We start from the raw sequence: 23239 nt of genomic DNA on the forward strand, positions 1-23239 counted from the left end.
CCTCCAATATATTGAAAAGGAAAAATTACTTTTTCTTTTTTTTCTTTTGGCAAAATTCTAGAAAAGCGCTTGTTAGCTTTTCCACACCGTCTGCTCCTTTAGAAAGGGAGCAATCTGGCGCAATTCCAGAGACAGAAAAAAGTAGATTTTCTTGATCGAAAACGACCTCCTGAGGCCCTACTTTGACAGGTGCAATGCCAAGCGGCGATAAAATACCTGTAAGGCTGGCATCTTCACCCATGACAATAATTGGTTCTTCAGCAGATCTTTTGAGGGCTATCATAACAAGTGCACCACCGTAACCCATACTCCCAATGGGTTTTCCTCTAACGTGCATTCCGACGATAAGGTCTTGCACAGTCCTTACCACACGGGCATCTGCGCCTGCATCTTCAATGTCAGAAAGCAATGTTATGGGTCCGCGCCCACCCGGCACAATGAGCCCATCTAGATCTTGAGGGTCGATTTCAGCAACTGAAGCAATATCTCCACGAAGTATTGGCGAGCATTCGGCAAGTATATCGCGAATAGGAGTATATTTACCACGTCCCGCAGTAGGGACAAGGTCTTTTGGGATAAGATTTACAACCAACCCACCGAGCTTTTCAAGCTCGCGGTAAATCAATGTGACCTCGTGAATCTGCGTTCCGGTTTCGTAACCTAGACCAGAGAATAGTATTCCAATTTTACCGGGCAACTAATCTACTTTGTCGATTGTATCTATATTTACTGCTTTTTTGCCGTAACGATTTTTGCCAAATCTAACCATTCCATCGATCAAACTAAAAAGCGTGAAATCTCTGCCCATTCCGCAGTTTTCACCGGGATGGAATTTAGTCCCGTGTTGGCGGACTATTATACTTCCCGCGTTGATTCTCTCGCCAGAAAAAACCTTAACGCCAAGCCTTTGACCTTGAGAGTCCCTTCCATTGCGAGAACTCCCTACACCTTTCTTATGAGCCATATTGTCCTCCATCTACTTCTCTTAAACTCAGAAATATCATTAGTTTATTCATTTATTACTATATGGCAAGCAGTTTTTTTAAATTTATTCTTATATATTGAGGAAATGGTATCGGTTTTCATAAATAGTATGAGGAACATATTGTAGTTATTAACGACCATGCTTTAATTGATTTGGATTGACATAGTAAATTGATTTTTTATATTTCAATATTAAAAATTGGAGTTAAAATGGAAAAAATTTGGGCACCCTGGCGAATGGAATATATCGAGAGTTCCGGTGATAAAACCGGTTGTTTTTTGTGTGATGCTTTTGCATCGCTCGAAGACAGAGCTAATCTTGTTCTTGCAAGGCGTAAGCATGCTTTTCTTTTAATGAACCGCTATCCTTACACAAATGGTCACTTAATGGCTGTGCCAATCAAACATACTGGCGACTTGGACGATTTAAGCCCTGCCGAATTAACCGGGACTATGGAGTTAGTGAATGAATCTGTTCGGGCGCTGAGGGAAGTGATTTGTGCTCAGGGATTCAATATTGGTATCAATCTTGGGGCTGTCGCTGGAGCGGGTATGATAGACCATGTTCATATCCACATAGTCCCTCGATGGCTTGGAGATACGAATTTTATGCCAGTTTTGGGAGAAACTAAGGTTATTAGTGAACACCTACTCGAAACCTACGATAAACTCAAATCCTCTTTTGAATGATTAAGCGAATTGCCGCATCGATTTTTTTCACTATTTGTGCTCCGTTCCTTTTTTTTGGTTCGATTTTTGCTTATATTTCATTTAAAATTGCAGGCTTATTTGGAAAAAGTGTGTTGCTCGTTGTGAGCAGAATTGTCCATTTGCTTTGGGGCAGGTTTGCGGTATATTCCGCGCTATCATCCGTTCGAGTGGTGGGAAAAAAGAAGATTCCCCATGGGAAGGCAGTTGTGATGTATTCGAATCACGCGAGTTTTTTTGATATACCAATAATCTCAGGATTTGTTTTGCCCTCCGGTATCTATGTTGCGCGTAAGGGACTGGCTTTATCACCAGCAATAAAGGCCTCGGGAGGTGTGCTTATTGAGCAGAAGAGCACACGAAAGGAAATTAGAAACATTCGAGAGATAGTCTCCAAAATAAAAGCAGGTCGTTCTTTTATTATTTTCCCAGAGGGCACGCGCTCGCGCGATGGCTCTGTTGGTGAGCTGAAAGCTGGTTCTCTTAAAATAGCTCAGTGGGCGGAAGTTCCTGCTATACCAATAAGAATTGAAGGTTCGAGAGATTTGCTGGCAAGAGGTATGATGTGGCCAAAACCAAGCAAAATTGTTGTTTACATCGGCGATCCCATTACATGCGATGAGATACGAGCAGATTCGTCTGCAGTTTTGGAAAAAATAACCGATTTTTATACAAGAAACACGAATTAATGGGGGAGAAGAGATGGGCAAGACCATCGCTGAGAAAATTTTAGCTAAGAACGCTGGTATTGAGTCCGTTATGTCGGGACAGATTGTAACTTCGAGACCCGATGTAGTGCTTTCTCACGATAATAGCGCTGCGATAATCGGTCATTTCAAGAAACTGGGTGTAGAGAAGGTCAAAATCCCTGATAAAATAGTAATAGTATTAGATCATGTCACTCCAGCCGCTACGGAAATTTATGCTACAAATCATAAAAAGATTCGGGAGTTTGTAAATAAACAGGGGATAAGCCACTTTTTCGATATTGGACGCGGAATATGTCATCAAGTTCTACCGGAGGAGGGTTTTTCGACACCGGGAGCGCTTATTCTTGGAGCGGATAGCCATACAACATCGCATGGAGCATTTGGAGCATTTGCTGCTGGGATAGGCAGGAGCGAAGTAGCAGTTTTATGGGCTACGGGTGAACTATGGTTAAGAGTTCCCGAGAGCTTTATTATTCGTCTTTCTGAAGAATTTCACGAATTTGTGTCGCCGAAGGATTTAGCCCTTCATATTATAGGTAAAATCGGCGCCGATGGCGGGATTTATAAATCCATTGAATTCGCTGGACCAGGGCTTAAATCGCTGGGGATATCGGGCAGGTTTGTCCTGTCGAATATGGCAGCGGAGATGGGAGCTAAAGCGGGTATATGTCATCCGGATGATGAGGTGCTTCATTGGCTCGAGGGTAGGGCGAAACGAGAGTTGAAGCCCGTACTTCCAGATGACGATGCTATCTATGAGCGCGAATTTAATTTCGCTTTGGAAGATGTCGAGCCTATGATTGCTCGTCCACACACAGTGGATAATGTGGATTTGGCGAAAAACGCAGAGGATATTGTTCTTGATCAGGTGCTTATAGGAACATGCACAAATGGCAGGCTCGACGATCTTCACGCTGCACGAAAGATTCTCGGAGGAAGAAAGGTTGCGCGTGGTGTTCGAATGTTGGTTTTTCCAGCGAGCAGAGAGGTATATATATCAGCGGCTTCAGATGGCACATTTGCCTCATTGGCTGAGGCCGGTGCCACTATAATGAATCCCGGTTGTGGTCCATGCCTTGGTGCACATGAAGGTGTAATGGCGCCTGGTGAGGTTACACTTTCCACAGCAAACAGAAATTTTAAAGGCAGAATGGGTTGTCGTGATTCAGAGATATATCTTGCTAGCCCTTTCACCGCAGCGGCTTCGGCGATTACCGGTAGAATAACAGACCCAAGGGAGTTTCTATGATCATCGAAGGAAAGGTTTTTAAATATGGCGACGATGTTAACACTGATGTCATCTTTCCGGGAAAATACACATACGAGCCTTTTACACCCGAGCAGATGGCCGAGCACGCCCTCGAAGATCTAGACCCGACATTCAGGGGGCGATGCGAAGTAGGAGATATTATAGTATCAGGAAAGAACTTCGGTTGTGGGTCGAGTAGAGAACAAGCAGCAATTGCTATACATGCTGCTGGTTGCAGGGCGATAATCGCCCCGAGTTTTGCTAGGATATTTTATAGAAATTGCCTTAATAGCGGTTTATTTGCATTGACAAATAGCGAAATCCAGAGTAAAATTGTAAACTATGATAGGATCAAGATCGATATTGATAATGGAACTATCGAGGTTAATGGAGAAGTTTTTCGCTTTCCAAAGCCCTCCGAAGATGTTATCGGTATCCTGGAAGCAGGCGGTTTGATACCGTATACTCGTTTGAAACTTGAGACAACGAGGGGAGATAGGTGAACACAAACAAGGTCAAAGAGATACTCAAGATGATCGAGGAAAGTCCACTGGACCAATTAGAGATCGAAGTCAAACAGTTCGGAGGTAAGGGAATTCGCGTTCGAAAAGGTTCTCTTGCCAACTCTGATAGTTGTGATGTTCGCTCGCCGAATACAATAGATATGGTTGGTTCTTCATTTAAGGACACCACCTCAGCAAAGTCTTCGGAAAGCGAAAGTCTCGAAAGGGAGCTCAATGATAACCAGATCGAAATCGTTTCTCCGATTGTTGGCACTTTCTACCGAGCACTATCGCCAGATTCACCGCCTTATGTAGAAGAGGGCGAGTCGATTAGCGCTAATCAGGTTGTTTGCATTGTAGAGGCCATGAAGTTGATGAATGAGATTCAATCCGAGGTTTCTGGTGTAGTGGAGAAGATATTGGTTGAAAACAATCACCCTGTCGAATTTGGTCAAGTAATGTTTATAATTAACACCCAGAAGTAATATGTCAATCGATGTAATAAAACTACTTTCCCAAATGCCCTCGAAAGAAGTTTCGGATTTGCACCTTAGGGTCAACATGCCGCCAATATATCGTATTCACGGTAAGCTTGTTCCTGCACTTAGGGAGTTTCTTTCCAAAGAGGATATGGAGAATCTCATTCACCATATTTTGACTGAGAAGCAAAGGCAACGCTTCGATGAGGAATGGGAACTTGACATGGGTTTAAATGTTCCTACCGGCGAGCGTTTTCGTGTCAATATCTATCGCGAACGTGGAACTCCGGGAATAGCCTTCAGGCTTGTTAGCGCTCAAGTCCCAGATTTCAACGAGTTAAATCTTCCAAATATTTTGAAAAAGCTATCTACGCAACCTCGTGGATTATTATTAGTTACAGGTGTTACCGGTTCTGGTAAATCGACTACTCTTGCCTCTATGATAGATTTTGTTAACAGGAATAAAGGTGTCAATATTCTCACTATCGAAGACCCTATCGAATATGTTCATACAAATAGAAGGTCTATCATTGCTCAGCGAGAGATAGGAGGCGATTGCAGGTCTTTTGCTATGGGATTGAGGCAAGCTCTTCGACAGGATCCAGATGTTATTTTGGTTGGCGAGATTCGCGATGCAGATACTATGTCAATTGCCCTTTCGGCGGCGGATACAGGGCATTTGGTAATGAGCACACTTCACACTTTGGATAGCTTACAAACAATATATCGAATATTGTCATTTTTTCCGCCACATCAGCACCAGGAGATTCGACATCTGCTTTCGAGCACTTTACAAGCAGTTATCTCCCAACGGCTTGTTCCAAGAAGTGATAAACCCGGGCGTGTTCCTGCAGTAGAGATATTAATAGGCACAGGTGCGGTTCGAGAGTGTATTGTCGATTCATCTAAAACGACTTCGATTAGAGATTTAATATCTGAGGGTGCCAGTCAATATGGTATGCAGAGTTATGACCAGTCCCTGATGTGGTTTTACCAGAATGGTGCGATTTCACTTGAACTTGCTCTCGAAAACTCCACTAACCCAGATGATTTCAAGCTTCGCGTGGATGGTGTTCTCTCGGGTTCCGACCGCGGTTGGGCCGAGTTTGCCGCTACACAGAGTGATGTATCCCACGAGGAGAATGAAAACTCGATTAAGAAATCGAAAAAGAGTAGGGGGGATAAGTCCTCAGATGCTTAAGAAAGTTCTTGTCGCAAACAGGGGAGAGATTGCCCTGCGTGTGATTCGGGCCTGTCGCGAACTCGATATTCCGACGGTAGCTGTGTATTCGACGGCTGATAGGTTTAGTCTTCCTGTATTGCTTTCAAATGAATCAATCTGCATAGGTGCTCCTAAACCCTTCGAGAGTTATCTCGATTCGAGGAGGATTCTATCTGCTGCAATTATAAGCAATTCCGATGCTATACATCCAGGATATGGATTTTTAGCAGAGAATGCGGATTTCGCGGAGAAATGCTTCGCCCATGGTATAAAATTCATCGGGCCAACTGCGAATATGATTCGTCAGATGGGTGATAAAGTGAAGGCAAAAGAGATAATGGATGAAGTAGGCATACCGACTATACCCGGTTCTAAAGGATTAGTGGAAAGTTACGATAGGGCTTTGGCCGTTGCCGAAGAGATATCCTATCCCATTATGATCAAGGCTGCATATGGTGGTGGTGGTAAAGGGATGAGGATAGTCCGCAAACAGGATGAGCTCAAAGGGAGCTTTTCCATAGCAAAACTCGAGGCAGAGAATGCCTTTGGAAATTCTGGTGTTTATCTCGAACGATATGTAGAGAATCCGAGACATATAGAAGTGCAGCTTCTCGGCGACGGTAAAGGAAAAGTTATCTATCTGGGTGAGAGGGATTGTTCGATTCAAAGAAGGCATCAAAAACTTATAGAAGAATCGCCTTCACCTGCAGTTGATGAAATCACTAGAAAGATGATAGGCGAGACTGCCGCGCGAGGTGCTTCTGTGATAAAATATGAGGGAGCTGGCACTATCGAATTCCTTCTCGATGTGAGCGGCGATTTTTATTTTCTGGAGATGAACACGAGGATTCAAGTCGAGCATCCAGTGACTGAAAGCGTTGTAGATATGGATCTGGTGAAAGAGCAAATAAGAATAGCTAACGGATTGGGATTATCGAGGTCTCAAGATGATATTTCGCTTTCAGGACACGCAATAGAATGCCGTATCAATGCCGAGGATCCCTCGAAAGGTTTTGCACCAAGGCCTGGGAAGATAACTGCTTTTCATCCACCGGGAGGGCCCGGTGTTCGCGTCGATACACATGCTTATGCTGAATATGTTATTACGCCGTATTACGATTCCATGATAGCCAAACTTATTTGTCGTGGTCGTGATCGTGCCGAGGCACTTGCCCGAATGAACCGCGCGCTGGATGAATTTATTATCGAGGGAATTCCGACCACTATTCCATTTCATAAAAAGGTCATAAACGATCCAAATTTTATCGCAGGCGATTATAATACAGCTTTTATCGAACGCTTTTCGAATAATTTGTGATAAGCTTTTTTAATAAAAATTGATTATGTTACACCGAATCGATTCTAATCTAAAGGAGATCATCATGCCGAAGAAAAAAATAGCTGTTTTACCCGGTGACGGTGTAGGTAACGATGTCATGGAAGCCACTTTTATTGTTCTCGATCAATTAAAACCCGATGTCGATTATGAATGGGGAGATATTGGTTGGGAATTCTGGCGCACCGAGGGGGATGCACTACCCGAAAGGACTATCGAGCTTCTAAAAAGAACCGATGCCTGCCTTTTCGGAGCGATTACGAGCAAGCCTAAGGAAGAGTGTGAGGAGGAACTTGTCCCGGAACTGAGGGGCAAAGGATTGGTCTATCGTTCACCTATAGTTCAATTACGACAGTTGCTCGATCTATATGTGAACTATCGTCCCTGTAAGGCATATAAGAATAATCCACTTATTTACCGAGAGGGCATCGATTTACATGTTTTTAGGGAGAACACCGAGGGGCTTTATTCAGGTGTTGAGTATCATCCTTTAACGGATGATCTAAGAGCCAAAATGATCGAACACAATAAAAATCTGAAAAAATTCGAGGGAATCGATGGGGATGATATAGCGATCTCATGCAGGGTTTTCTCTCGGCGTGGATGCGAGAGAATAGTGCGTTCAGCGTTCGAGTTTGCAAAAACAAAGGGGTATAAGACAGTTACTGTCGTTGAAAAACCGAATGTAATCCGCGAAACCTCGGGATTAATGGTTCGCGAAGCGCGTAAAGTAGCCAGTGAATTCCCCGGGATAGAACTTTGGGAGACCAATGTCGATGCTATGTGCATGTGGTTACTGAAGAATCCCCTTGAATATAGCGTTCTTGTATCTAGCAATATGTTTGGAGACATTGTAAGTGATCTCTGCGCCCAATTGGTTGGAGGTTTAGGTTTTGCCAGCTCGGGAAGTTGGAGCGATCATTACGCGCTTTTCGAGCCCACGCATGGAAGTGCTCCAAAGTATTATGGGTTATATAAGGTCAATCCCATTGCGATGATACTTTCAACCGGCTTGATGCTTGATTATATCGGCGAATGCGATAAGGCTGTGGCTTTGGAAAGTGCCGTTGCAAAAGTTGTCGCCGATGGCAAGGTTAGGACATATGATATGGGCGGATCAAATTCAAGCTTAGAGCTTGGGGAAGCAATCGCAGCGAAACTATGATATAACACCGTTAAAGTATAGAATAGAGCAAAAAAGGTGAAATAATTTTGCCTTTTTTGCTCTATAAAATGATGCGTTGATTCTTTCCTTAAAAAAGAAAAATATTTATTGACAGAATTAAAGCCAATATATAGATTAAAAAGATTATACAGAAGTTGTGAGATTGGAAGTTAATACTTTTATTTACTTTGGAGGCATGTAGAGAATAATTGCGACTAATTAGTTAGTTTGACCAGCAAGCAAAGGGAGCGCATGAAAAGCAGGGGAGCCAATAATCGCTTCCATAGGATGTCGAGGCTGGTAAGTTATGGGGTTGCAGTATTCCTCTTGACTCTACCCGCTAAAGTCGCTTTTTCTTTTGAAAATGTGCGACCTTGTTGTTGTGCCGGTTATCAATACCCAACTCAACAATCGGAACTTTATTCTCAGGTAGAGGCCTTTCTAAAGCTCTATCCTACCGAATCCCAATTTAGCAGTATTCAGGCCATCATCGCTCCACAGGCGCCTTATGTATATATCGGCCCTATTCTAGGTGCTGCCTATTCGAATCTGATAAATAAGAATTTTGATAGAATTATTATTCTCGGATATGACCCGACAGCAATAGTGCCGACTTTGTATATCGGTGCAAAGATAGCCACGCCCTTGGGACAATTGCGTTCTGATGATGTGCTCGCTTCTCGATTAATCGATGAATCCAACATCAAATTCGAAATAGTCGATGCGGAATATCCCCTTCCCGGATCCATAGAGGCCCAATTGCCATTTTTGCAATATCTCTATGGTGAAAGACCACTGCTTGCGATAGGATTGGGAGGACAAACTTCTCAAGAGGCTATTAAATTGGGTAATTCGATCTCAGAGATTGTGGGCGATAGTAGAACTCTAATTATTGGTGTGTCGAATCTCTCTCAATATTATGATTCTGGTTCTGGAGAGGGAATGGATAGACTTCTTATAGATAGGTTAAAAGGGTTTGAGTTAGAAAAAATGGGCATCGAATTCGAACAGGGTAGGATACAAGCGGAAAGTCCTGCCGTTCTCATTGCTACCTTGCAAATTGCTCAAGAAAACGAAGCGGATTATATCGAAATACTACGCTATGCAAATTCGGCTGTTTTAAGCGGAGATCAGCAATCGACAGTTGGTTACCTCACTGCTGCTATTGGAAATAAAAAACCTTCTACAGGCGAGATTGAGTGTTTTTCCACCGACGAGGAGAAATATCTTCTTAATTTAGCACGAATGGCGATTAAAGATGTGTTGGCAATTCCTCGAGAACCCGAAATATCCCAACAGAAGCCAACTGATAATGTCCACCCAGATGGTATTTATCTTACAATCGATTATCAAGGCAAAATCAGAGGAGGATGTAGCCTTCTTTTTTCCGGTCAACCAATCGACGATTTAATCTCAAGTGCTGCACAATCGGCAGCTTTTAATGATCCCAGGTTCAATCCTATTACTTTTGAAGAATTAAATGATCTTAATATAACTTTGCATATGCTCTTTAATGCTCGAAGAATAAATTCTCCCTCTAATTTCGATCCAAATAAAGACGCGATTTTTATCAGCAAAGGAAGTTATTCGGCTCTAGTTTTTCCGGGAGAACTTAATTTATTGCTCAAAAAGGAAGAGATTCTCGGTAGAGCTTGTATTAATGCTGGCCTGCTGTCGAATTGTTGGCGTCAAAACGAAACAAGTGTTTGGTCTTTTGATATCCAGATTGTAAAGGAGGAAAGGTGAACAGGCCTATTCCCAGAAGGTTTAGGGGGGAACCGGAGATAGAAAGGAAACGGAATAGGAGTTTCTCGCTTATAGATTTTTTAAAAGGGTTCAGGTTGCCGGGTTTATTTATTCTAATTGGTATTTTAACAGTAGCAATTTTCCATTTCCTTGGGGGCGAGACTCAAGCAAAACCAATTACTCCGGAAATTCAGTTATCCTCTCTCGATGTAAAATGCAGGCTTTGTGGTGAGATCAAGCGGGACGAGTCACTTTATATCTCTCTTACAAATGCAGGTATGACTCCGCGAATAGTATATGATATCAATTGCGCTTTCGATGGAGTGTTCGATCCCAAAAAAATAATGCCCGGAGATAGATATACCATAGATACCGATAATGAGGGCAAACTGGTCGAGTTCGAACTGGAGCGTTCTCCATGGGAGCATTATAGAATTAAACGCCAATGTGATACACTTCTGGGCGTTAAGGATACAATCCCTTTAACTTATGTTATCAAGGCTGCAAAAGGTGAAGTCAGCAATACTCTTTGGGAATCCATGGTTAATAAAGGTATTCCTGCTGAAGTTATTCTTAGGTTCACCGATATCCTTTCTTTTAATGTTGATTTTCTCACTGAAACCCGTGATGGCCAGCGCTTTGCGCTTCTTTATGAAGAATATATATTTCATGGTGATGTTATAAAGGTAGGGCGAGTTGTGGCCGCCGAATATTGGATTTCAGATACAAGTTATGGCGGGATTTATTACATGGACCCAGACAGTGTCTCGGGATATTATACACTGAGTGGCAAAAACACTAAGAAGGCGCTTTTAAAGACACCGCTTACTTACAGACGAATATCGAGTTATTTTTCAAAGAGCCGTTTTCATCCGATTTTAAAAATCTATCGGCCGCATCTCGGTGTTGACTATGCTGCTCCATCTGGAACGCCAGTTTCTGCCTCGGGTTCCGGCGTGGTAACTTTCGCTGGTTGGAAGGGTGGTTATGGCAATTTTATACAGATTAAGCACGAAGGTAACATCGTGACTATGTATGGTCACCTTAAGGGATTCGCAGGTGGAATAAAAAAGGGTGTCCGAGTGAAACAAGGACAACTTATCGGTTATGTCGGGACTACGGGACTTTCTACCGGGCCACATCTAGATTACAGGGTTAAAGTTAGAGGAGATTTTGTTAATCCCTTGCGCTATGCCTTCCCCGATGGCCCGCCTGTTAAAAATAAGTATATAAGTGATTTCAAGGAAAAGGCAGTGGATTATATTGGTCTTCTTGAAGCACTAACAGAAAATAATTTCGCTGTAAGGACTCAATGATTAAACTTGACTTTTTGCAAATAATGTTTTAATTAATAAGCTTGTTTGAAGTCGTTATTAGTATGGGAAATGGAAAATATTGTTAAGTATAAGTTTGAATAGAAAGAATTTTATTTTTAATCCGATACTCCCGAGGAAGGGGGCATTAATGGAATTTAACGCAAGAATAACGAGTGTCGCTATTGTATGCGTATTGCTTTTAGGTTCGGGCGTTCTTTTTGCTCAACCTACGGAACCACTTTGCGCAGATTTAGTGACAACCGGTTACGGCCTTATTGGTGATACCCTCGAAGGCGATTTGGTGCTTTCAGGATTCGTTAAAGGGCACAGTGTTTCGCTTGAAGTGATGCCGATGTGTGTTTCTCCAACGCGCCAATACCGTTTTTTCCGCACACCACTGGGAGCTTCGGTGCCTGATCTACAGACAGATTGGATGCCGATGGCATACACCAATATGGATGGTGGTGGTGACAGCGAAGTATTCAAATACTATGCCGCCGTGACCGACGGTGATACAGTGACGTATTCCAATCCTGACGAGGATCCTGCAATGGACCTCTGGCTTATGCACGATTGGTATCGTCCTGACCGTATCGAGGGGATTTCGACTTACTATTATCCGAGCCCCACGCGCATTCGTATCAACTGGTATAAAGGCACTGACAGCGCTTCTGGAGTTTATAAATATTATATTTATCGAGCTCCAAGTGGCCTAGGATATACACTCGAGTATATCGATCCTACCGAAACTCCTATCGATTCGGTTCTAGATGATGGTCGTGCTTGGTATGATTGGTCGGATTATGAAGTTACTCCGGATGAATGTTACTGGTATGTTATTGTCCCGATGGACAAAGCTGGATGGATACGCAGGGATGGCAATGATATTTTCCGTCGTTGCGCCGCAGTTTCCGGTTTTGGATTCCCGCCTTGCGCTCAACTTCAGCCGCTAGACAGATATCATGTCGGTGGTGGTGTGACAATTCGCGTTAATCTCGATGCTTGCCCCGGCGACCCCGACGAGGTAGTTCAATATCGGTTCCGCAAGTATGGTGTCTTTATTGATTCGGTTTCCGGCGATCCCGATATGTATATCATGGATGAAACGGACTGGACGGATACACCGTTCTACTTCTTCTCGACGATGGAGTGTTCGACATACACATTTAGTGCACAGGCGAGATACCTCGGAGGAACGACAAGTCCTTGGTCTCACCTTATACCGACCTATCCACTTACCACAAACGATCCCACGCCTCCGGGGTGCCCGGATGAAATGTTCGCGCATTCGTATGGCGAGGATGGTATATATGTTCATTTCGAGCAAGATCCGGGGGACGATTGTGGAAGTGGAATCCTCGGTTATCACCTTTTCCGTTTCCCTGCCGATTCGATCAGCGATCATCTTCCACCGGACTCCAGCGATATTGCTGATTATGTGCTCTGGGAATATTATGTGAACGAAGAGGGGATTTATACATTCCAGGATGATGGCCCGACCGACCCGGTTATTGATCTTATAGATAATGTCACATATTATTATGTAGTATGTCCTTATGATTCTGCTGGCTGGACAAATTGGCTTGATTGTGGGGATCTTCAGATAGATACCGCAACTGTTGATAAGGGCGTTGCCGCGCCAATGGCAAATAGGCTTCCGGCATATGCTTGCGATGGGGAGATTTATGTTGAATTCGTAGATACAACCCGTTGTGATGCCACCGAGGTCGAGATACAATGGTCGGCGGAACCGGAATTTGGCGGCGCGACATTCGTCGGCGTTGGCCCGATACCATTACACGGTGATACCGCGATCGGCGGTTTCTTCGATTTCACGAACCATGACGACGGTATCTGCACTAACTGGGATACGCTACAAGTCAATATCAGTGGTCTTTATGAAACACAGTGGTTCTTCCGCGCGCGTTTCTACGATATTCACAGCAACGTTTCCGAGTGGAGCAATATTTCTATAACACGCGTTGATAATACTCCGCCAACGACAACGAGCATTATTAATGTTCAGTCTTTCTCGGATAGCGTTAATACTGTCGATATTCTTTTGAACTGGGATGAAAGTGATTTCAACGATGCTGATGGAATTGGTATCGATTCGGTAAAAGTCTATCGTTCAGCAATGGCAGGCGATTTAGGAACCGTAATTGCCACAGTTTCCAAATTTGATAACAAGTTCGTCGATTACGATCCTGTTCCGACGAACAACTGGCACGATAATGTTTATCGAGTGGTGCCTTATGATTATTGCGGACATATGAACACCGAGGGCGGCCAAGGTTGTTTTGCAGCACTTGGACAGCATCCGCCGGCAGTCCCGCGTATCGACACGGTTCTTGTTAGTCACTATCTCGATTCCTTCACTATAGTATGGTCGGATACCGGCATAAGCCCGCTTACGACGAAATATGTTCTTCGCCACGGTGGAACCGAAAGCTGGCTTTGGATCGGCGACACAATTATCGCCCCCAATACTCACCTCGGCACGGTGCCTTCGCATCGCTACACCTTCCCAATAGAGGAACTTTTCGGTGGCCCGAGGCATTATTTCATGATGTATGCCCTTGATGGTGAATCCCCGGCTAACCAGAGCGGTTGGTCAGAGGTTTTTGCTTTCGATCTTCCTGAGGCGTTGACCGTCACGGATACTATTCATATTCGCGCTGGATGGAACTTTATCAGTCTTCCGGTTATGCCAGCCAATAATGAGGCTAATGTCATATTCCCCGGTGGACTTGATTATTATGAATGGAATCCAACGACCTCGATATATGATCCGATTACTGTTATGCAACCGGGTAAAGCCTATTGGGTGCTTATGTCATCCACAGCGGATTATCCGATTACAGGTATTCCTGTGGTCAGAGTCGAGGAGACTGAAATTGGCCCTGGATGGTGGAGTATTGGAACTCCTTATGATTCTACTGTTGCAATGCTTGGGAGCGGTTTTACCTGGGACGGAACCGGTTGGGCACGAGCCTACGGTTACGATGGTGAAACACCTTATTATACGACAACCCATCTGAATGGTGGAGAGGCGTATTGGCTTCTTCTCAGCGGAACAGGGGATTTTTATTCCGAAGCTGGAATGGCTAAAGGGATAGTCGATGATCCGGTTATCGATTGGAACATAAACATCGATATAGATGGCAGTCCCATCGAACTGGCATATTCGACTCACGCCGAAAGCGGAATCGATGCGGCAGATATTGTAATGCCGCCTGCGCCGCCATCGGGTGCCTTCAGCCCATGTTTCGTTGACGAATCTGGCTATCGTTACTTGCGCGAGGTAAGGCCGGATGGTGTATGGAATATCTCGGCGCCATATGGCTCTATCATTAGCTGGAACGCAAAGGCGCTTCCTTCGGTTGAACTTGAGATTGTTACCGATTTTGGGACGTTTGATATGCACAAGGTTGAAAGCATAGAATTCCTTGGGACAGCGAAAGTTGTTACAAAGGGCGTTCTTCCGACCGAGTTTACTCTTGGTCAGAATGTTCCAAATCCATTCAATGCTACATCTACGGTGCCGTTCAGCGTTCCGGTGGATTCAAGAGTGTCCATTAAGATATACGACATCAATGGCCACACGATTTCGACCCTCGTCGAGAGCTATGTCGAGGTTGGAAGCCATCGTGTTGTTTGGGATGGTTTGGACGATCTCGGACGATCTGTTCCTTGTGGAATTTACCTTTGTAGGATGGAAGCGGGGAGCTTTGCCGAGACAAGGCGAATGCTTCTAGTGAAATAGTATCAACCAACTGGATATGAGTAGTTATGATAAAAATAAACATAAAGGATAAGGAGCGAGCCTTGAGAGTAAAGACTATGCCTATTATACTCGGTATTCTGGCTCTCGGGCTTTTTGGAAGCCTGTTAGCGCAATCAGCGCCTGTAGTTGAGCCGGAGCCGGCATATACTGCGGGACATGTCAACCCTTTGCTGTGGTCCGAACCTACAAGCTATAGTGTTACAATTTCAGCTTGGGAGATTTGGGTTGATACAGCATCTACCGGATTTCCTGATTGGCCGGATTCGGCCTATGAGGAGCTTTTGGGACCAGATAGAATCTCTATCGGCCCGATACCGGTGACAGATGCTGCTGATTTCGGTTCTACCTACGGAAGCGAATATGCTTATCCGATCGGTAGCGGTGTTTATGGCGATTCCGACGATCCTCTTACTTCAGGATTGCGGTATTGTTATAAAGTGCGTTATCGTTGGTACACACCGCCTTCAACTTACGGGTTCTCCGATTGGTCTGAGACACATTGTAGTGTTCAGGATGCCGCACCACCTACTGTCGAAATTGATTCTTTACCGGATTGGTGGAATACCGATGAGGTATCGATTCATTATATAGCCAATGATGCCCTCGTTGGTGAAGTCGATAGTGTGGTATTATATTACAGAATGCCGCCTTCGACCGATTGGATTAGGGTGTTTGCAGAAGCACCGCCACCACCTGGTTACGACGACTATATGGAATTTGATATTACAGGAACCGGCGATGGTGAATACGAGTTTTTCATCGGCGCATGGGATGCCTTGGGCAATGGAACCATTCCACTGGGAACGCTTCATGCCCCAATGGCTGACACAAGGGTTGATGATACTGATCCGACAAGTGCCATTATAGAAACGGAAGATTTACCGCTTTATTATACAGGTTGGCCCGAAGGAATTAATCTATTTTTCTCAGCCTCTGATTCATATAGCGGTTTAACAGCAGTCTATCTTGATACCGATTACGGCGATACTCCGCCGTTACCTTTCGATAGTCTATTTTTCCCGGCTGTGGAAAGTGTCACGCGCGATACCTTCGTATTTTCACGCACCGAGAATGGCGAGTGGAACATTCGTGCTAGAGCTGTCGATTTGGCCGGTAATCATGAATCAGAAACGACCTGGGATTGGACTTTTTATGTCGATACTCAGGAGCCTGAGTTTACTTCGACAACGGTTATAGACTCGACAACGGTTTCCCATCGCTATGATGTTCCTGCAATGCATGGCTGGACAAACTCTCGGGCCGTCAAAGTAACGCCCGAAAGCGCTATCGACCCATTGGTTGATGGTTATGCCAGCGGCTTGGATACCGTTTCGGTTGCCTCGAATTCGGCATTCACCGAGGATTATATGGCTTTTGTGGCAGGAACACCGCCCTATATTTGGATTACTTCGGATGACGACGGCGCAAAGGAAGCATATGTCCATCTCAAGGACAGAGCTACTAATATCAGCGAGTCGAGGTTTGGGGTAATCGAACTCGATACCGAGGTTCCGGTTCTTTCGGCATGCACACTTTGGAACCATGTAACGCCGGATACCTACACCGACACAACGGTTTCGCTCACTGTCGATGTTACCGCTAATCTCGATCCTTATTACGGCTCGGCCAGCGGAATATACTTCGCGCAGAATGCTTCCAATCTTAATTCCATTGATACTGACGATTGGCAGGCGGTAGATGGCGATTATACATTTACCTTCGATGGCTTCTCATCGGGCGAGTGGATGACGCTTTATGTTGTAGTTCGCGATAGTGCTGGTAACGTTAGCGAAGCTGCGATAGATAGCATAAGGTATATTCATGGAAATAAGTGGGTCGAAATATTCAATATTCGCGATATCGACGGCCCCGATGTTACAGGAAGATACACCGATACAACCGAAATATCTATTGAGATAGCATACGGTAATGGAATAGATACATTATTGGTTTGGGATGGAAGCTCCATGTTGGGATTACCCGATACTGTTTTCCCTGTGGACGATCCTACCGGTGATTCGGATACGATAACCATAATTGGCAAACTTGAAAGGACAGACGGTTGGCATACATTGTCCGTTCGCGGAAAGACCGATTATGATATTATCCTCACAGATCCGGATACTGCTTCGATAGAGCTTGATATTCAGCATCCGACGGTTCCAGATTTTCTCGTGTTAGACCTTACGATACACACAGAACCTTCAGGTCCTGCAGATGTTGCCGATACAGGTTGGACGAACGATGCAGATGTTAAAGGCATGTTCACTGGCAGCTACGACACAGGTGGCGAATCCAGTGGAACCGGCCTTTATAGGTATAAGGTATCCATCGATACTCTAGTTCTCGGCACTGATGCATTCCCGGGGACTTATCAAGTTGACTTTGCGCTTCCAGTCGCTGATGGCCCTAGTGATGTTATCGGTGATGTTCAGGATTCCAGCGGGAATTGGGCCTCTGAAGATGCCGACCCGATTTTCAACATTAAACTCGATACACATATTCCGACTATAGACTCGATCCAGCTTTTAGATGCTACAAGTCTTTCACCGGATTATACCGACGATCCAAGTATCGTTGTTAAGATTTTCGGCGATGATGATCCATACACGCCGGCTTATGCATCGATTTTCGAGGATGGAACGGATTATCCAAATATCGTCCGCTCGATACGCCGTTCATTCAGTTCGGGGACATTAAGTTATATGCTTACAGATACGCTCACAGGCGGTATTAAGACGGTTTATGTTGCTCTTATGGATAGAGCTGGGAATATCTCGGCGATTTCTTCGGCCACAATCGTATATAATAAGGAAATCGTTCTCGACATGTCGCTTTACGACTGCGATAGCGAACCAGAGAATAATGAATGCACGAATGACCCAACTGTTGGTGTGCATTTGTTTGCTTATGGAACTCCGGCTGCAGCTTATATTCTTTCCGAGACACCGGGCGGTTTGCCCGAACCTGACGACCCGCGTTGGATAGACTATCCCGAGAGCGGTGATACTTTATTTACCATGGTATTGGATGCCACCGAAGGCGAAAAAGTTATTTATGGATGGCTTCTTTCCGAGAGCTATATAGTCAGTGAGATGGACGAAGACACTATCTATCTTGACATGACAGCACCGGAACAGAATGAGGGGTTCTTCGTATGGGATACCACTTCGGGAGATAACTTCCCCACCATATTTAAAGCGGCTATGGGCTGGTCGAACGAGAGTTATATATTTGCGCAGGTGCCTTTCTCCTATGATGAGGGCTGTGGAACCGATAGTATAAAGTTCTCTGGTGGTATCGACCTTGAGCTCTGGAGAGACATCGACCATGTTATTGATATCGAGGAACATAGTATTTCATTGGACTTCAGAACGGATAGTCTTCCATTGGTTATCGACACAGACTCCGAGGGTAGAAAGCAGATAGTTTCGCGTCTTCGCGACTCCGCAGGTAATTGGGGCAATGTTTTCGATCCATTGAGTCAGATAACCATACACGGCGGTTACGATGTTACCGCACCTGATTTCGATTTTCTCGATGTTTTCAGTGAAGAGGTTACGGATAGCGTTACTTCGGTGCTTCCGAACTCTCTTCCAATAAAATTCATGGACGACCCCGCACCGGGCTTTCTCTGGAAAGTTTGCTGGCAGATCGACTCCGATCCAACCAGGATAAGTTGCACGACTTACGATTCAACCTGGGATACGCCTGCCGATAGTATTTTCTATGCGGCTTTCCCGGGCGATTTAACAAGTGGTCTTGTTCCCGATCAGCATTACGATCTCAGTATAGTAGTGATCGATTCGGCGGGTAATCCAAGCGATCTTAAAACAGCGGATCTATTAATAATACCGGATTCAATCGAGTTCGCTTTCGAGGTTGTCGATACTAATGATCTCGAAGATAGCGATTACTGTGGCGAAGTAACTGTCGCCACGCATGTTATGATGGATAATCCTCCGGATTATATGAGATTCGGCGAAAGCGCAAGCGGTTTAGGTAGCTGGATGGATTATTCCGAATATGGGGAGTTCACGTTTAGCTCCAGCTTGAACCAGATGAAATATGTCTATGCTCAGATTCGTTATGGAACACAGGAATCAAAGATTGCGGTAGATTCAATCATTCTCGATACTCAGAATCCAAGCGTTTCTAATATCGAAGCCTTCGATATATCGACTGGCGATAGATATTATTCGGACGATGTGGAAATTGGATTTAAGGCCTATGGTGCCAGCGATCCTAATCCGGGTATTGTGGGTGCTATGCTCATTGCTGAGGATGCAGATTTTACACTGAATGTTCAGAAGTGTGAACTCGATCTTACTGATACAACTTGCACTTATACTGCTTCAGAACTTGCAGATATAGATGATGATGCCTCAGCTTCCGGTGAAATTCGACAGGATGCTAGAGTATTTTGGGTGAAGTTGCTCGACCGCGCCGAGAACCCGGCTTCGATTAAAATGCCCGCTATTGTTATAGATTTAGATGAAGAGCTTGTGACCAACTTCCCAAATCCTTTCGATCCGACGGAAGAACCCACTATTGTTAGGGTCAAGGGGATTTCGATAGGTGGATCGGTAGAGGTTAGTATCTATGATAATTATGGTAACTTGGTATGGAATACGACAGTCTCCGCTCTCGGTGGAAGTAAAACAGTTGATGTTTTGTGGAACGGCAAGAACGGAAAGGGTGATGTTGTTGCCGGAGGAGTTTATGTGGCAATTGTAGAGGTCGAAGGAGAAATCATAAAACGCAAAATAGCTGTATGGAAGGGGGGTGAGTAGTCATGAGTAGAAAATTTAAACTCGACTATCTCTGGATTATCCCGCTTTTCGCATTGGTTTCTTTCTCAGCTTTCGCTCAGGATGGCAGTGCCGGTCAAGCCGGGGAGCTTCTCCGTAGTGGACTCGATGCAAGGAGTTTCTCTATGGGCAGAGCATATACTGTAATGCCCACAGGGGGCGATGCCCTCGTTTGGAATCCCGCCGGATTAGGAAAACTCGGACGCTGGGAATTTCGTTTCATGCATGCTCAAGGCTATGTCGATAGCAGAACCGAATACGGAAGTTTCGCTATTCCTATCGGGGATCTCGGTGGTTTTGGTATAGGCTTTGCCAATGAAGGAGTGACCTCTATAGAGGGCCGCGATGCTTTCAACCGTTCTACCGAAGAAATTTCTTGGGGAGAATCAGCCGCTCTGTTTGGTTGGGGTCGGGCGTTCATGCAGAACAAATTGTATGGTGGTCTTACCGCTAAATATGTGATGCAGAATATGGGAGACGAATCCGCAAATGGTTTTGGCGGCGTCGATGTCGGCTTTCTGTCTAAAGAATTCATGTTTAAATATCGCGTTGGTTTGACGCTTCAGAACCTCGGTGCAGCCGAGGTAGCTGGTGATGCCTATCCGATGACCGTTCGAGCTGGCGTCGGTTGGAGGGTTCTTAATGACCTTTATGTTACAGCCGATGGTGAGATGGTTTCTGGAAGGGATATTTCACCGCGAGTCGGCGCTGAATATCATCTTGGATGGGTAGCAATCCGCGCAGGATACGATATAATGAAGCCAGAGCTTACATTCGGACTTGGGTTGATGATCGACAATATAGCCGGTAGAGTTGCAGGGACTTATCCGAGATTAGATTATGCCGGAGGAGCATTAGCGCCGATAGGCAATAATTTTGCGAGAGTTTCTTTGACTCTTATGGGCGAGGAAATGAGCAAACTTGAGGATATTGAAGGTGATCCGTGTTCACAGTTATCGACCATTGAACCGCATATGAGTAAGCGCGGTTTTGTTGGAGCGAAAGCAAACTTGATCTACGGAGAATGCCGTTTCAAGGCTGAAGCTCTTGAAGCACCATTTGACATTGAACCTCGTTTTGGCGAAATTCATCCCTTCTTCAATTCTGCCTATTATGGTAAGTATGGTTCTAACTGGATGACCGAGATAGTTACGGATACTCTAGCTCAGACTGTATTTAGCCAGAAAACACATTATATGTATGCTGAAACGCGTATGGCTAAAGGCATAGATGAAGAAGCCAAAATCCTTCTTGATCAATTGATTTCGGCAGGTGGCGACAGCGCTCAATATGACCTTCGCCTTCAATATGATCTAGCTTTGATCAATGAAGAATTAGGCGAAACTGACGCGGCACTTAAGGACTACGAGTCTATCGCAGGGAAGAATGTAGATGACCCTGTTAAGGTTCTCGCTCTTTATCGTGCAGCAAATATACTCAGAGATAGAGATAAGACGAAGGCAATTAATTACCTAGAGACTTTAGTAAGTAAATATGGATCAGGCTTTTATGATGAAAGCGGTGAAAGAATCGGCTATCCCATGTTCCCCAAGTATATGGATAACTCGATTGCCGATGACGCTACGATCCTGTTAGCCGATATTATTTTCTCCACTGCAAGCGGAGACCCAACCGTGCTTCGTAAAGCATTGGGACTTTATCTAGATGTTTTAATTTACTATCCGGATATGCAAGCTTCGATTCGTCGTGAAGCTGCGGAAAAAGCCGCTATATGTTTCGAAGAACTTGGAGATTCCGCGAGCGCAGCTTCGATGCGCTCGAAAGCGGGTGAGATTTAATTATGAAAAACCAAAAAACCAATATAACTAATATGTTTCCCAAGGAGGAACAAATGAAGTTTAACCGCATCGCAAACGGCGTGATGCTGGCAGTGCTTTTCGGAATTATTGCAATTTGTGGAACCCTAGCGGCGCAAGCGCCAGCTGAACTGGATTCTATTTGGTTGCATACTTCCGATGCCAAGTGGGAGAAAACCGACGAAGGTTTTAATCTCACGATGTCATGGGAGCTTTACATCAAGAAAGCTCAAGATAAAAAAGGCTCTAAATTTTCAGGTGAATGGACTAAACTTTCTCCTGAGAATGTAGAGTATACTTATCGCGTAGAAGTAGCTACTGATTCGGTTTTCAGCCAAATCGATAAGACTCAGGAAACTAATGAGGCTTCGCTAGTAATCCGCGATCTAAACTTTGACAAGTTTTATACTTCCAGAGTGCGTATTGTAGATCCTCCGGTCAATTATCGAGACGATTTCGCTGCCGGAACGATTTATAAACATGAAAAGGAAACCGGCGGAAAAAGCGAAGAACGAAAAGGCGTTATTGGTTTCTTACTTTTCGCCTTCGATAAGGGCGGATGGCAAACCTACGTTATTATTGCTCTCGCTTTATTGGGAATCCTGGGAGTTATGCCGATAACATGGTATAGACTTCGTTTGGCGAATATCTTCCCGCCGAATAAACCCGGGTTCTTATATTCGGCTTTGCCTTTCGATAGAACCGGGAAATGCGATCATCTATCGCCTAAGGGCAATGTCTTTGTTCGCGAAGTGGCAAAATATTGGTCGCGGGCTATGGCGGCTATGGCATCCGATCCCTCGAATTGGGAGAGCACCGATGCTTTTATTAAAGCTACGGCTCAAGAACAAGAGGAAGTTAAGAAGCGCCGTTGGATCGAAGAGGGTCTTCCTGCGATAGAGCAGGCTATCGATGTCTGTAAAAATGGCGTTCCCGGTATCAAACTGAAGAAAAAACCGCTCGACTACCCGTTCCCGCGCGTTCTTCTCGCGGCGCTGGAAAATCAGAGGATTAACCGCAATAACTGGTGGGCGAGTCAGGAAATGGACAGAGCCGTTGAGAACACCTCGTTTAAAGAAATCGACGATCTTAAGGGATGGAGTGTCACGGCATTCTGGGCTTTAGGTTCGGTTGAGCCTATGCTCGGTTTGTTCGGCACTGTTGAAGGAATTCAGAAGGCCTTCATGAAGATCCAGGAGCAATTAAAGGAAAATCCGGATGCGCCTATGGCCGATACGATTGAAAACCTCGCAGGAGGTATTCATCAAGCGCTTATTACCACGTTCTTCGGATTGCTCTTCGGTATTCCGTTCATGATGATTTACTATTATTATCGTGGAAAAGCTGATTGGGTTTTCTCCAAATGGGAGGAAATCGTTATCGACCTATTAAACAGGGCCTAACCC

At 44.7% G+C, this 23239-nt stretch carries 16 protein-coding genes; 14 read left to right on the forward strand and 2 right to left on the reverse strand.

What is annotated here, in order from left to right:
* Window positions 1-25: 25 nt before the first annotated feature.
* Both KAH81_00760 and rpmA read right to left on the reverse strand, forming a co-directional pair.
* Entirely contained in the window at window positions 26-697 is a 672-nt protein-coding gene (locus tag KAH81_00760) for a hypothetical protein (protein MCK5832180.1), read from the reverse strand.
* Window positions 698-964, reverse strand: coding sequence for a 50S ribosomal protein L27 (rpmA, locus tag KAH81_00765; protein MCK5832181.1), 267 nt, complete (start codon window positions 962-964; stop codon window positions 698-700).
* A 230-nt stretch (window positions 965-1194) separates the two neighbouring features.
* On the opposite strand from rpmA, the gene KAH81_00770 reads away from it, so the two are divergent.
* From KAH81_00770 to KAH81_00835, 14 genes are all read left to right on the forward strand, one after another.
* Window positions 1195-1674, forward strand: a complete 480-nt coding sequence (locus tag KAH81_00770) for an HIT domain-containing protein (protein ID MCK5832182.1) — start codon at window positions 1195-1197, stop codon at window positions 1672-1674.
* Window positions 1671-2381 (forward strand): 1-acyl-sn-glycerol-3-phosphate acyltransferase, encoded by a 711-nt coding sequence (locus tag KAH81_00775; protein MCK5832183.1) that lies wholly within the window; start codon window positions 1671-1673, stop codon window positions 2379-2381. Before KAH81_00770 ends, KAH81_00775 begins: the two co-directional genes overlap by 4 nt.
* Before the next feature lie 13 nt (window positions 2382-2394).
* Window positions 2395-3651 carry a 3-isopropylmalate dehydratase large subunit gene (locus tag KAH81_00780; protein MCK5832184.1) on the forward strand — a complete coding sequence of 419 codons (1257 nt, stop codon included), beginning with the start codon at window positions 2395-2397 and terminating at the stop codon, window positions 3649-3651.
* Window positions 3648-4154: a 3-isopropylmalate dehydratase gene (locus tag KAH81_00785; GenBank protein MCK5832185.1), complete on the forward strand. Its 507-nt coding sequence runs from the start codon at window positions 3648-3650 to the stop codon at window positions 4152-4154. The genes KAH81_00780 and KAH81_00785 overlap by 4 nt, the downstream gene beginning before the upstream one ends.
* A complete protein-coding gene (accB, locus tag KAH81_00790) occupies window positions 4151-4639 on the forward strand; it encodes an acetyl-CoA carboxylase biotin carboxyl carrier protein (protein ID MCK5832186.1) in 489 nt (162 codons plus the stop codon). The genes KAH81_00785 and accB overlap by 4 nt, the downstream gene beginning before the upstream one ends.
* Window position 4640: 1 nt before the next feature.
* Window positions 4641-5834: a type IV pilus twitching motility protein PilT gene (locus KAH81_00795; protein ID MCK5832187.1), complete on the forward strand. Its 1194-nt coding sequence runs from the start codon at window positions 4641-4643 to the stop codon at window positions 5832-5834.
* A complete protein-coding gene (gene accC, locus KAH81_00800) occupies window positions 5827-7173 on the forward strand; it encodes an acetyl-CoA carboxylase biotin carboxylase subunit (GenBank protein MCK5832188.1) in 1347 nt (448 codons plus the stop codon). Before KAH81_00795 ends, accC begins: the two co-directional genes overlap by 8 nt.
* A gap of 64 nt (window positions 7174-7237) precedes the next feature.
* Window positions 7238-8356: an isocitrate/isopropylmalate dehydrogenase family protein gene (locus KAH81_00805; protein ID MCK5832189.1), complete on the forward strand. Its 1119-nt coding sequence runs from the start codon at window positions 7238-7240 to the stop codon at window positions 8354-8356.
* Between the two features lie 252 nt (window positions 8357-8608).
* Window positions 8609-10102: an AmmeMemoRadiSam system protein B gene (gene amrB / locus KAH81_00810; GenBank protein ID MCK5832190.1), complete on the forward strand. Its 1494-nt coding sequence runs from the start codon at window positions 8609-8611 to the stop codon at window positions 10100-10102.
* A complete protein-coding gene (locus tag KAH81_00815; GenBank protein ID MCK5832191.1) occupies window positions 10099-11418 on the forward strand; it encodes a M23 family metallopeptidase in 1320 nt (439 codons plus the stop codon). Before amrB ends, KAH81_00815 begins: the two co-directional genes overlap by 4 nt.
* A 148-nt stretch (window positions 11419-11566) precedes the next feature.
* Window positions 11567-15184, forward strand: a complete 3618-nt coding sequence (locus tag KAH81_00820) for a hypothetical protein (protein MCK5832192.1) — start codon at window positions 11567-11569, stop codon at window positions 15182-15184.
* Between the two features lie 26 nt (window positions 15185-15210).
* Entirely contained in the window at window positions 15211-19998 is a 4788-nt protein-coding gene (locus tag KAH81_00825; GenBank protein MCK5832193.1) for a T9SS type A sorting domain-containing protein, read from the forward strand.
* A 2-nt stretch (window positions 19999-20000) separates the two neighbouring features.
* Window positions 20001-21815 (forward strand): hypothetical protein, encoded by a 1815-nt coding sequence (locus KAH81_00830; GenBank protein MCK5832194.1) that lies wholly within the window; start codon window positions 20001-20003, stop codon window positions 21813-21815.
* Between the two features lie 53 nt (window positions 21816-21868).
* Entirely contained in the window at window positions 21869-23236 is a 1368-nt protein-coding gene (locus KAH81_00835; GenBank protein ID MCK5832195.1) for a MotA/TolQ/ExbB proton channel family protein, read from the forward strand.
* Window positions 23237-23239 lie beyond the last annotated feature (3 nt).

This window comes from bacterium, from assembly GCA_023145965.1.
GTDB lineage: Bacteria > UBP14 > UBA6098 > UBA6098 > UBA6098 > UBA6098.